The organism is Chryseobacterium sp. CS3K3.1 (assembly GCF_059515165.1).
In genome coordinates, this window is sequence record NZ_JCAKRV010000001.1 from 404,846 (window position 1) to 415,821 (window position 10,976).

Here is a 10,976-nt window from a genome sequence, read left to right on the forward strand (position 1 = left end):
TTTTGAATTTTCTAAGAAAGGTTATACAACTATTTCAAAGGAACAGTGTGTGCCACCACCTGTGCTCCGTCTGTAAGAGCATCAATTCTGTTAATGGCAATCTTATCTCCTGCATTCACGCCTTCTTTGATGAAGTAATCCTGGGAGGTACTTCCTGAAACGGTAATCTGGGTCATTTTCACTTTATCCTTACCATTCAGTTTATAAACAAAGAATTTGTCCTGAATATCTTTTACAGAGGTTTTCGGAAGTTTAATCACACCATTCAGGGCATTATGAATCATCACTCTGGCTGTTCCTCCGGCTCTTAATAATTTATCCGGATTCTGGAAAACAGCTTTCATCTGAATACTTCCGGTATTTCTGTCGAAGTTCCCGCTGGCATTTTCCAGTTTTCCTTTAAGAGAATAAGTGGAACCGTCTGCCAGGATAAGTTCTACATCTTCTGCTGTATTTCCTGATGCCGCAGCTCTGCTGTGTGCAATAAAATCAGCTTCATTCATTGAGAAGTACACATTCACGCTGTTGATGCTTGAAAGCGTTGTTAGTGGTGATGGATCAGAGGGACTGATAAGGTTTCCTACTCTGTTCGGAATTCTGCCTATGTATCCGCTCACTGGTGCTTTGATATACGTAAAATTGGCGTTAATCTTTGAGGATCCCAATGATGACTGTGCCTGTGCAACCTGTGCTGAAGCCGCTTTATAACTTGCCTGAGCGGTTTTCAGCTGCATATCGGAAACTACTTTTCCTTCTACAAGAGGTTTCAGCTTTTCTACTTCAAGTCTTGCGGTTTCCTGTGCCGCCAGCGCTGATTTCAAGGCTGCTTCATTGGTATTGACCTGCTCGTTGTAAACAGATGGATTTATTCTGAAAAGGGTCTGCCCTTTATTTACATACTGTCCTTCTTTGATATATACTGCTTCCAGATATCCTGTTACCTGTGCTTTGATATCCACATTGTCCTGTCCTTCTATGCTTCCCGGATATCCTGTAGACACATCTGCATCTCCGGATTTTACCTGAATAAAATCTGTAGGCAATGCCTGCTGCATCTGATGGGCATTCTCCTGACCGCTCCCGGAACCACACGAGTACAATATCGCTGCAGCTGTAAGTGAAAGTACCAGATATCCTTTTCTGTAATTCATAACATTGGTTTTTAAATTTTACAGGAGCAAAATAACTTCATCTTACAGTGATATTCATTCAGAAGTTGGGTGAAGTGTCATTAATCGCAGGTGAAACGTACGATCGGAAAAATGAAAGGAAAACAGTTATTTTTCTTTGTAATTATGGTAAAAAAGAGATTTTCATGTGGAAATAAGAGTGAAATCAGTAAGGATAAACTAAGGTATTTCACAAGTAAAACGAAAAAGAGATTGCTCTTGTAAAAGCAATCTCCTCTGTATTTTTTTTAGGATTAATAATCCATCCAGGATTTGAAAATGGAAGCTTTTTCCCGGCTTACAATCACTTCCATATCAGGTTGTTTCCTTAGTTCCAGCTTCAGTTTCCCATTAAAATGATTTAAAATCTGCTTAACGGAATTGATATGGATGATAAATTGTCTGTTGGCACGGAAAAAGAATTTGGGATCCAATTGTTTTTCAAGTTCTTCCAGGGTTTGGGGAACATTTTCTACCACTCCGGTATTCAGCATGGCTTTGCTGATTCCCAATTCGGTATAAAAGTAAAGGATATCTTCTGCCAGCACGGTCTTATATCCATCTCTATGAGCGATCAGAAAACGTTTTCTGTAGTCTTTCGGCTGGATATAATTTAATAATCCTTCAATAGCTGTTCCTACTACCGGGACGGCTTCCATAAAAGTTTCATAGCGTTTTAATGCAGCATCCAGCTCTTCTTCTTCAATAGGTTTCAGGAGGTAATCTACACTATTGTATTTGAATGCCTGTACAGCATATTCATCGTATGCTGTTGTAAATATGACAGCACTTTTAACTTCATGTTTGTTAAATATTTCAAAGCTGAGGCCATCTGCAAGTCTTACATCCATCATGATAACATCGGGAACCACATTATTTTCCAGCCAGTGTACTGTTGAGGTAATCGAGTCTTCCACAGACAGAATTTCGATATGGGGTCTTAACTTCAACAACAGTCTTTTTAACCTGTCTGCATTGGGTCTTTCGTCTTCAACGATTAAAACTTTATTAATCTTCATATCAATGGGAGTTTTACTATAAATTTATCTTCTGTTTTTTCAATCACAGGTTTAGGATATCCTAAGATTTCGTATCGTGCAATGATATTGGTAAGCCCTACTCCTGAGGAATCCGGCTTATTGATTAAAGGCAGAAATGTATTAGAAACTACCAATTCTCCTTCAGGGCTTGTATAAACATGAATCTCCAGAGGATTTACCTTTGAAGTCTGGTTATGTTTAATGGCATTTTCAACCAACAATTGTAAAGACAGCGGAAGGGTGAATCTGGATCTGTATTCTTCCTGAATATCTATTTTGAATATAACGCCTTCCCCAATTCTTTTTTCAATCAGAAAGATATAGGATTCTAAAAATTTAAGTTCCTCTTCTACGGCAATAATGTCTTTTTTGGAATTTACCAATAAGTATCTGTATACTCTCGCAAATTTCTCGGAATAATCATATCCCAACTGTTGATCTTCAAGGATGAGTTCTGACAACACACTTAAGTTATTGAAAATAAAATGAGGGTCTATCTGAAGCTTAAGTGCCTGAAGTTCTGCCGCCATTGCAGCCTGCTTGTGTTTTGATGCCCTCAGTTTGTGCTGGGCAGCTTCTACTGCTGTTTTTTTCCAGTTTTCCAATAAATAATCAACGGTATTAAAAGCACTGATAATCAATGATATGACAATATTAGTAGCGATCCATTGTCCCAGAAGTGTATATTCTTTGCGGGAATCCATTTCAGGTAATGTGACTGAAGTGCCATCTACGATTGCATTAATAATAATCACAATCAAAACACTTCCCACGATCTGAAGCAAACACTGAATAAATAATCGCTTTACAGTCCTGTTTCTCCAGGGAAGCCACTTATTGAGCGTCCTGTCTATAAAAATACTTACCTCAGAAATGATGATGGAAAAAAAGACAATCCATGTGGCGTCTTCCATAATCATTTTTAAAGGAGCATCAAGGTAGCCTTTCCAAACGGGATCAAAGGGATCAATAAGGTAGGAAAAAACACAGAAAGTGCCCACTGCTAATGCCCAGATCACCAGCCTTCTTTTCATGGTGGAAAGAATCTTCTTATTCCGTACTATTTTTTTCCTGATGGCAGAAATCCTGTTCATATCCGGGACTTTATGAATGTAAATATAGAAATAGATTTTATATGAATATCTTCTATTTTGGACGAGGCCGCCAAAACAATACCTGAAACGTAAAATAGCAGAGTTAAAATGAATGTGACGGTTCATCACCTGAAAAAGACATTTCATCATCATTTTATGCAACATCACAATATTTTTATAATCAGGGAATAGCTGTCTATCATAGTTTTGTGGTATTAAATCCGGTACAATGAAAACAATAATTGTCTGCACAGATTTTTCCCACGAAGCTGAAAACGCTACTCATTATGCAGCATCTATGGCTAAAGAAAACAAATACAGAATTGTGCTTTTCAATCTTCAATCCGTTTCCATCCATGCCCTGAATGCACAGGTTTCAGCTGATTTTTTCTACACTCAAACGCTTAAAAATCAGAAAAAAATGAAGGATAAGGCGGCGGAACTAAAAAGATTATATACTGTCGAAACCCAGCATCATCTGGCTTCCGGCAATTTTATTGAAGAGCTTGAAAACTGTATGCAGATTCACGATTGTGATTTTATTGTGATGGGAATGGCTGAAAAAACTCTGGAACAAAAGCTTTTGGGAAACAGTGTAACAAGAGCTATCCACAGAATTAAAAAACCGATACTCATTGTTCCCGCTCATATAGAATATACAGGAATCAGAAAAATTCTTTTTGCTTATGATACGCACAAAAGCATGACCTGGTCTGCCATGAATGATATTTACCACTTTATTAATGAATTCAATGCTGAGATTGAGGTCTTCAATGTAAGTGAAAGATTAGAAGATTTTGCTGAGGTTATTCATGATATTGACCTGAATTCCGGGTACGATCTGGATGATATTAAATACAGCTTTAAAATGATTCAGTCCATTGAAGTCATCAAGGCGATTGAGGAGGAAATAAAACTGACCAGTCCGGATCTTTTAACCATGATTCCTTATAAATACAATCTTGTAGAATCTCTTTTCCATCGAAGCAAAACAGCCATAATGGCCTACAAGAATAAATTACCATTACTATCAATTCCCTTAAACATAGATTAAGAATCAATAAAAATCTGTTCACATTTGAATTATCCTTTTTGCCTGTAAAGGCTAAATTTTACACTTAATCTTGTTTAACAGGACCGGGAATAGATTTCCGGTCCTGTTTTTATTTCACAGGTTTACTATTACTTTTCCTGCAACGCGGCTGGTCTCAACCTCCAAGTGTGCCAGTGCTATGTCTTCAAACGGGAAAGTTTTATAAACAAATGGTTTCAAGGCTTCCTGCTTCAATAAGCCCGCAATTGCTTCTGCAGTTTCTTTTTTAGACTGTACCATCATAAATTCAATATTCACCTTTTTCTGCCTGGCTCTCAATTCAATATCTTCAGGAATCTCAGGTGTCGAAAGTGTTATAATAATACCATTCTCTTTTACAATATCTACCGAATCTGACAAAGCTTTTCCCTGAAGGGTATCAATGACGATATCTACATCCTGTACCTTTTCATAAAAGTTTTCCGTTGTATAATCAATATGTTCATCAGCCCCAAGCGACAAAACAAATTCTTTATTTTTACCGGATGATATGCCGATAACATATGCACCAAAATACTTCGCAATCTGAATAGCAAAATGACCGACACCACCTGAAGCGGCATGGACCAGAACCTTGCTTCCTTTTTTAATTCCGGCAACATCCACTAAGGCCTGATATGCCGTTGAAGCAGCCATTGAGGCCGCGGCAGCCTGCTGATGGGTAATATTCTTAGGCTTTAATGCCAGATGAGCCGCCGGAGCGGCCACATATTCTGCATAGGCATTTCCTTTTCCAAAAAAATTGACCATTCCGAAGACTTCATCTCCCGGTTTAAAATCAGTTACATTTCTCCCGGTTTCCACTACTTCTCCCGAGATATCCCATCCTAAAATAACGGGTCTTTTTTCTTCAAAAATCCAGTTCAGAACTCCTTCATATGCTCTGGACTTTACATCTACAGGATTAATGCTTACCGATACTACTTTTACCAATACTTCATCATTTCCTACGACAGGCTTATCTATTTCCGCAAATTGAAGATTTTCAACGCCTCCTGCTTCGTTTACAATAACAGCTTTCATTTTTTTGATTTTAATTATCGGGCAAATGTAGTCTCATCATATCTTTGCAGCAAGTATGTACTTTTTTGTAATCTACATACTAAAAATATACTAATACTGATTATCAAACCATTGAAAAAATGTTAAAAATAAAAAAAGTTACCAATGAGCCATCCTGTCCTGTTGACTATGCCTTTAAACGGATTGGAGGAAAGTACAAAGGCCGTATTTTATGGTATCTCCATCTGAAGACAGTTATGCGGTATGGCGAACTTCGTAAAACCCTTTCTGATATTACCCCTAAAATGCTTACCCAGACTGTCCGGGAGCTGGAAGATGACGGGCTTATCCATAGAGAAGTGTATCACGAAGTTCCTCCTAAGGTAGAATATTCTTTAACGGAAAACGGCGCCGAGCTCATTCCTTTTATTGATTATCTGCGGCTTTGGGGTGAAAAGCAGATTGAAAAAGAGAGAATAAAAAGGTAAATAGTTTCCTTCCAAACCATGAATGTTCATCATGGTTTTAATTTTATTACTGAAGGAGTACCATTGGATATTTTTACTTAAAAAAAACAAACCTCATAATTCATATTCAACTGAATATCAAAAAGTCGTAAATTTAGTAAAGGATAAAAACAGTGTTTTCACCCTTTTTTATAGTTGTGCCGTTCGCTAATTTTGTTCCATAAAATTAAAACCATAAAAATGAAAACTTCCTTTTTTACTAAGATTTTAAGTCTCTTATGTGCAGCTCTTATTCTGGCATTTTGTCTGCTTAGCTGCACCGAACCTCCTAAAGAACCTGTAAGCAACAGTTATAAAAAGAAACTGATCAGCTACCGTGAAGGGCGCGTTCTTTTTGATGAATATACCAGAACCAATCATGAAATTCTCATGAAGTACAGAAACGGTGAACCCGATTCGCGATGGTACTGGTTTTCGCTTGAAGATATGGAAGGCTATATTAAATATGTAAAAGAAAATGCCAGAAAACAAAAATTAAAAAATCCGGGAATCAGGATCTACATGGGAAAATATCCAATGAATCATCCTAAAAACAGAATGGCAAAACCTGAATATGCAGGTTACCAAACTATATTTTTAGTACCTACTGCCCAAAAAAGAGAAAGAGAGAAGGCCATGGCCAGATCAGCCACCACCGAAGAAAACACAGACGTTACTTCTATAGAATCTATGAACATGACCAATCTGGCACCGCCACCAAAAACGTTATCAGAAACGATGCCTTAAAACACAGCATTATGAACTGGAATATTGAAACAGGGAAACAGATATCGATGGCCATATCCATTGTAGTGATGATTCTAATGGTCATAAAATATAGAAAAACCGGAAAGGAGAATTTATTTTTTATCATAGGATATCTGTTGTTTTCCCTGATTGATATTTCCTGTTATTTCTATTTCAAGCTGACGAATCTGCCTACGGACATCTTCTATGTAATTGGTTTTTTAATGATTGTATTTTTTTTGTATTTATTATATTATTTCCAATTACTGTATGTTCCGCTGCTCAAAAAGATACAGGCCATCATCCTGGTTCTTTTTGTCCTTAATATTGCTGTGATGTTTTATACAGAGGATGATCTGCTTCATCATTTTTCTTTTAATATGCTCTATGCAGATATTCTTCTGTTGTTGTTTTCAATTATTTTGTTCCTGTATCAAACCTTTAATTCTGACAAAATATTAGAAATTAAAAACTATTTACCCTTCTGGATATCAGTATCTCTAATGATATTTTTTATCGGAAGCATTCCGATACTTTTTTTCAGAACTACTGTTTCAGAAAGTATTTATTTCTTCATTTTATTTATGCTGAATCTGATCAGTAACGGGATACTTATATTAGGTTTACTCTGGAACAAACAGGAAAGAATAAGATAAAAGCTTTGCAGATATGGAAGAGAATAATCTGGTTATCATCTTTACGATTACTTTATTCATCGTTGTTTTGACAATGGTCTTCATCTATGCGGTTTTTATCAGGAAAAAAACAACCTTGCTGATTGAGCAGAAGGAAAAAGATTTACGGTTTGAAAAAGAGCTGGCCACCTCACAGGTAGAAATGAAAGAACAGACGCTCAATTATATCGGGCAGGAATTGCATGATGATCTGGGACAGAAATTATCTGTGGTCCGATTACGCCAAAACCAACTGATTACCAAACTTCAGAATTCAGAAAAAGAAGACCTCATCGAGCTCAATGAATTGTTGGGAGAATGTATACAGGATATCAGAAATCTTTCTAAAACATTAATCACGGAACAGATCATTCATTTCGGACTGGCGGAATCCATTGAAAGAGAAGTTAAGAGAATTAAAAAACTGAAATTATTAAAAATAGAATTCATCACGCAAAAGCAGGATATTGATATTTCGCCTAAACATGGATTGATCCTTTTCAGAATTATCCAGGAAAGTATCAATAATATTCTGAAACATTCCAAAGCCAAAAATGTTTCCATACACATGGAGGATGACTGTGAAAAATTACATATCAGTATCTCGGATAACGGAAGAGGCTTTGATATCAATAGTAATCAGGACGGCTCAGGATTAAAAAATATGGAACTGAGAGCCAAGCTGATTCATGCTGAACTGTCTATACATTCAGAACTGAATAAAGGAACACAAACTTTGATAACCTATCATAAAAATTTATTATGAAAACTATTCCCATAGCGATCGTTGATGATCATACCTTAATCTCCAAAGCACTGGAGAATATGATCACAGAAAACACTCAATATCGGGTCATTATGAATCATCCCAACGGAGAAGAATTTATTGCAGGCGTGGAAAAAGCTTCTGAATTACCCGCCGTAGTCCTGATGGATGTTAATATGCCTTATAAAAATGGTATAGAAACTACAGAATGGCTTACAGAGCATTATCCTGATATTAAAGTCATTGCCCTTACCATGGACGATGATGAAAGAATATTGATTAAAATGCTGAAAGCAGGCGCTAAAGGCTATCTGCTAAAAGACATGCAGCCTTCTATCCTTTTCCAGGCTATTGAAACGGTATTTGAGAAAGGCAGCTTTTATACTGATTTTGTAGCCCAAAAGTTATTGAAAGTAAAAACAGAGGAAGCGAAAAATGCCTCCCTGCTTTCTGAGCTGAGAGACCGGGAGAAAGAATTTATCAAATGGGCCTGCAGCGAACTTACTTATAAGGAGATTGCCGACAAAATGTGCCTGAGCCCTAAAACCATTGATGGCTACAGAGATTCGGTTTTCGTAAAACTGGATATAAAAAACAGAGCGGGTCTGGTACTTTTTGCTTTGAAGCATGATTTGTGCTGACTTAATTTTTAATCTTAGTTATTCCCTGAAAAAATAAACATCTTTACATTCTTTTTATGTATCCGGCAGCTTTTCAAGCTGCCGGATTTTTATTTCACAACTCATTCATTTGCAAACGAAAAGGTGTTTTTCCTTTTTCAAAATACGGTTTTCTCCTCTGTTTTTGCTCTTCTGAAAGATGGAATTTTGTCATAGAAAAAAACACAAAAAGGCAGCACCCGAAAAGCCGGAACAGAGTAGGGAATATTTTTAAAACTAATACAATGAAAAAAGCACTTATCGTAGGTATTAATGATTATGCACCCATCGGATACGGAGGTCCGGATCTTAACGGCTGTGTAAATGACGCGAGAGATATGGCCAATACATTGGTGATCTGTGGTTTTAGTCCGGCAAAGATTAAAATCCTGACCAATCAAAATGCTACAAGAGCGAATATATTGAACTATCTGAAATCCATGATCAGCACGAGTGTAAAAGGAGATTCTCTTGTTTTTTATTATTCAGGACACGGAACCAGAGTGGCTAATATAGGATCAGATCTGGAACTGGATGGTCTGGATGAAGCCATTTGTCCGCACGACTATGCCAATAACGGTGTCATTCGTGATGATGATTTTAAAACCGTTCTCAGCAAACTGAAAGCCGGAGTAAATATGGAAGTTATCTTCGACTGCTGTTATTCGGGAACGGGAACCCGAAAAATGGATCTGGGGCTGGAAGCTGATCTTCTCAACGAAACGGCCCGTTATATCCCTCCAATGCTTGAGGATGAATTTTATCTCACTTATGCCAGTGAAATGGAAACCTCTAAAAATTCAAAAAAATCAACCGTTCTCACTAAAGCACTTGTACCTGTTACCGGAATGAATCATACGTTATGGGCTGCAGCAAAAGACAATCAGGTATCCATGGAAGGAAATATCAGCGGACAGATACGAGGCTATTTTACGTATCATTTCTGTAAAATACTACGTGCTACCAATGGTAATATTGTAAGAAAAACTCTTGATAAACAGGTTGCCATTGCCTTAGCGGCTATGGGAGCTGCCCAGATCAACCAGACAGAAAGCATCACTGCAGAATTTTCACAAAAAATATTCACTTAACTAATAACCATTACCGGCGGAATCCGAAAAGCCATAAAAGAGTAGGAATATACCAGATTAAAATAATAATCATGTCAAAAACCGAAAACAACAACCCAATGACCGCTGAAGAAGTTCTAAGACTTAGAACTGTTAAAGCGAAATCAACTGAAAAACCAGAAGCAGTTGAAAAACTATTTAAGCAGGCTCCCGCTATGGAAACCATTAACGGAAGAACTTTTCCTAAAGGAATGAAAACTATAGGAATGCCGATGGACGAAAAAACAGCAGAAAACCGTGCACTGGAAACTGACCATTTCTACCCTACCCATGCTGATTTTGAATACAGCCCAAAGCTTGAACCGAAAAGAGACCGTAAACCTAAATTTATTGACAGAGATTCTTTCCTGACTCCTGAAAATGCAAGAACCATTTTTGGAGTCGATCAGAGAAAAGTATACAATTCTACAGCTTATCCGTGGAGATGTGTCGGCAGAGTAGAAAGCTCTCTGGGTTCAGGAAGCGGCGTAATGATCGGACCAAGACACCTTCTTACCTGCTCTCACATTGTAGACTGGCAGCCTAATAATACAACGGGATGGCTGAAATTCACTCCGATGTATTACAACGGAAGCGCTCCTTACGGAACTGCCTGGGGTACATTAACGTATTACAAGTATAAAGTTGCAGGACCTTCTATTGATTCTACAGAGATACAATATGATTATGTGGTAATTGTATTGGACAGACCTATCGGAAACAGCACAGGCTGGTTAGGTTCAAAATCCTATTCAGATTCATGGGACGGAGGTGCTTACTGGACTCACGCAGGCTATCCGGGAGATCTTACCGGAACGCAAAGACCTACCTACCAGACAGGTATCGCACTGGATGGAGATTTCTGGAGTGCTGATGACAACGAAAGCATGAGCCATAAAGCAGATATATGGCCTGGACAAAGCGGAGGTCCTTTCTGGGGATATTGGGATGGCTCTCCGTATGCTGTGGCTACTCAAAGCGCACATAATCCAAGCGATAATTTTGCAAGTGGCGGCTCGGATTTAGTCAATCTGGTCATCAGAGCGAGAAATGAACATCCTTAATTTATTTTTTTAGTTTAATAACCCCGGCCGCCTTTGAAGGCGGCCGGGGTTAT

General features: G+C 37.8%; 12 protein-coding genes. 8 read left to right on the plus strand and 4 right to left on the minus strand.

Annotated features, from left to right (window positions below; all coding sequences use genetic code 11):
- Nucleotides 1–29: 29 nt before the first annotated feature.
- The 3 genes from AC5YGI_RS01750 to AC5YGI_RS01760 all read right to left on the minus strand — a co-directional run bounded on the left by AC5YGI_RS01750 (nucleotide 30) and on the right by AC5YGI_RS01760 (nucleotide 3,303).
- On the minus strand, nucleotides 30–1,151 hold the full coding sequence (locus tag AC5YGI_RS01750; protein ID WP_343640889.1) for an efflux RND transporter periplasmic adaptor subunit: 1,122 nt from the start codon (nucleotides 1,149–1,151) through the stop codon (nucleotides 30–32).
- A gap of 272 nt (nucleotides 1,152–1,423) precedes the next feature.
- Nucleotides 1,424–2,188 (minus strand): LytR/AlgR family response regulator transcription factor, encoded by a 765-nt coding sequence (locus AC5YGI_RS01755; protein ID WP_446107082.1) that lies wholly within the window; start codon nucleotides 2,186–2,188, stop codon nucleotides 1,424–1,426.
- Entirely contained in the window at nucleotides 2,185–3,303 is a 1,119-nt protein-coding gene (locus tag AC5YGI_RS01760; RefSeq protein WP_496167353.1) for a sensor histidine kinase, read from the minus strand. The genes AC5YGI_RS01755 and AC5YGI_RS01760 overlap by 4 nt, the downstream gene beginning before the upstream one ends.
- A gap of 229 nt (nucleotides 3,304–3,532) precedes the next feature.
- On the opposite strand from AC5YGI_RS01760, the gene AC5YGI_RS01765 reads away from it, so the two are divergent.
- Nucleotides 3,533–4,357: a universal stress protein gene (locus AC5YGI_RS01765; protein WP_496167354.1), complete on the plus strand. Its 825-nt coding sequence runs from the start codon at nucleotides 3,533–3,535 to the stop codon at nucleotides 4,355–4,357.
- 114 nt (nucleotides 4,358–4,471) lie between these two features.
- Here the strand turns inward: AC5YGI_RS01765 and AC5YGI_RS01770 are convergent, their stop codons facing one another.
- Nucleotides 4,472–5,419, minus strand: coding sequence for an NADP-dependent oxidoreductase (locus AC5YGI_RS01770; protein WP_496167355.1), 948 nt, complete (start codon nucleotides 5,417–5,419; stop codon nucleotides 4,472–4,474).
- 119 nt (nucleotides 5,420–5,538) lie between these two features.
- Here AC5YGI_RS01770 and AC5YGI_RS01775 point away from each other — a divergent pair, with 119 nt between their 5' ends.
- The 7 genes from AC5YGI_RS01775 to AC5YGI_RS01805 all read left to right on the plus strand — a co-directional run bounded on the left by AC5YGI_RS01775 (nucleotide 5,539) and on the right by AC5YGI_RS01805 (nucleotide 10,923).
- Nucleotides 5,539–5,886, plus strand: coding sequence for a winged helix-turn-helix transcriptional regulator (locus tag AC5YGI_RS01775; RefSeq protein ID WP_288444303.1), 348 nt, complete (start codon nucleotides 5,539–5,541; stop codon nucleotides 5,884–5,886).
- A gap of 219 nt (nucleotides 5,887–6,105) precedes the next feature.
- Nucleotides 6,106–6,651 carry a hypothetical protein gene (locus AC5YGI_RS01780; RefSeq protein WP_330744836.1) on the plus strand — a complete coding sequence of 182 codons (546 nt, stop codon included), beginning with the start codon at nucleotides 6,106–6,108 and terminating at the stop codon, nucleotides 6,649–6,651.
- Between the two features lie 11 nt (nucleotides 6,652–6,662).
- Complete coding sequence (locus AC5YGI_RS01785) at nucleotides 6,663–7,307, plus strand: hypothetical protein (RefSeq protein WP_330744835.1); 645 nt, start codon at nucleotides 6,663–6,665, stop codon at nucleotides 7,305–7,307.
- 13 nt (nucleotides 7,308–7,320) lie between these two features.
- Nucleotides 7,321–8,091 (plus strand): sensor histidine kinase, encoded by a 771-nt coding sequence (locus AC5YGI_RS01790; RefSeq protein ID WP_330744834.1) that lies wholly within the window; start codon nucleotides 7,321–7,323, stop codon nucleotides 8,089–8,091.
- On the plus strand, nucleotides 8,088–8,732 hold the full coding sequence (locus tag AC5YGI_RS01795; RefSeq protein WP_062672986.1) for a response regulator transcription factor: 645 nt from the start codon (nucleotides 8,088–8,090) through the stop codon (nucleotides 8,730–8,732). Before AC5YGI_RS01790 ends, AC5YGI_RS01795 begins: the two co-directional genes overlap by 4 nt.
- A 263-nt stretch (nucleotides 8,733–8,995) precedes the next feature.
- On the plus strand, nucleotides 8,996–9,841 hold the full coding sequence (locus tag AC5YGI_RS01800) for a caspase family protein (RefSeq protein ID WP_120232383.1): 846 nt from the start codon (nucleotides 8,996–8,998) through the stop codon (nucleotides 9,839–9,841).
- Between the two features lie 71 nt (nucleotides 9,842–9,912).
- Entirely contained in the window at nucleotides 9,913–10,923 is a 1,011-nt protein-coding gene (locus AC5YGI_RS01805) for a trypsin-like serine peptidase (protein WP_330744833.1), read from the plus strand.
- The last annotated feature ends 53 nt before the right edge of the window (nucleotides 10,924–10,976 follow it).

What these genes read in the sequence shown, in the direction of transcription:
- AC5YGI_RS01750 (WP_343640889.1), bottom strand. Translation starts at nt 1,151, where the DNA reads ATGAATTACAGAAAAGGATATCTGGTACTTTCACTTACAGCTGCAGCG.
- AC5YGI_RS01755 (WP_446107082.1), bottom strand. Translation starts at nt 2,188, where the DNA reads ATGAAGATTAATAAAGTTTTAATCGTTGAAGACGAAAGACCCAATGCA.
- AC5YGI_RS01760 (WP_496167353.1), bottom strand. Translation starts at nt 3,303, where the DNA reads ATGAACAGGATTTCTGCCATCAGGAAAAAAATAGTACGGAATAAGAAG.
- AC5YGI_RS01765 (WP_496167354.1), top strand. Translation starts at nt 3,533, where the DNA reads ATGAAAACAATAATTGTCTGCACAGATTTTTCCCACGAAGCTGAAAAC.
- AC5YGI_RS01770 (WP_496167355.1), bottom strand. Translation starts at nt 5,419, where the DNA reads ATGAAAGCTGTTATTGTAAACGAAGCAGGAGGCGTTGAAAATCTTCAA.
- AC5YGI_RS01775 (WP_288444303.1), top strand. Translation starts at nt 5,539, where the DNA reads ATGTTAAAAATAAAAAAAGTTACCAATGAGCCATCCTGTCCTGTTGAC.
- AC5YGI_RS01780 (WP_330744836.1), top strand. Translation starts at nt 6,106, where the DNA reads ATGAAAACTTCCTTTTTTACTAAGATTTTAAGTCTCTTATGTGCAGCT.
- AC5YGI_RS01785 (WP_330744835.1), top strand. Translation starts at nt 6,663, where the DNA reads ATGAACTGGAATATTGAAACAGGGAAACAGATATCGATGGCCATATCC.
- AC5YGI_RS01790 (WP_330744834.1), top strand. Translation starts at nt 7,321, where the DNA reads ATGGAAGAGAATAATCTGGTTATCATCTTTACGATTACTTTATTCATC.
- AC5YGI_RS01795 (WP_062672986.1), top strand. Translation starts at nt 8,088, where the DNA reads ATGAAAACTATTCCCATAGCGATCGTTGATGATCATACCTTAATCTCC.
- AC5YGI_RS01800 (WP_120232383.1), top strand. Translation starts at nt 8,996, where the DNA reads ATGAAAAAAGCACTTATCGTAGGTATTAATGATTATGCACCCATCGGA.
- AC5YGI_RS01805 (WP_330744833.1), top strand. Translation starts at nt 9,913, where the DNA reads ATGTCAAAAACCGAAAACAACAACCCAATGACCGCTGAAGAAGTTCTA.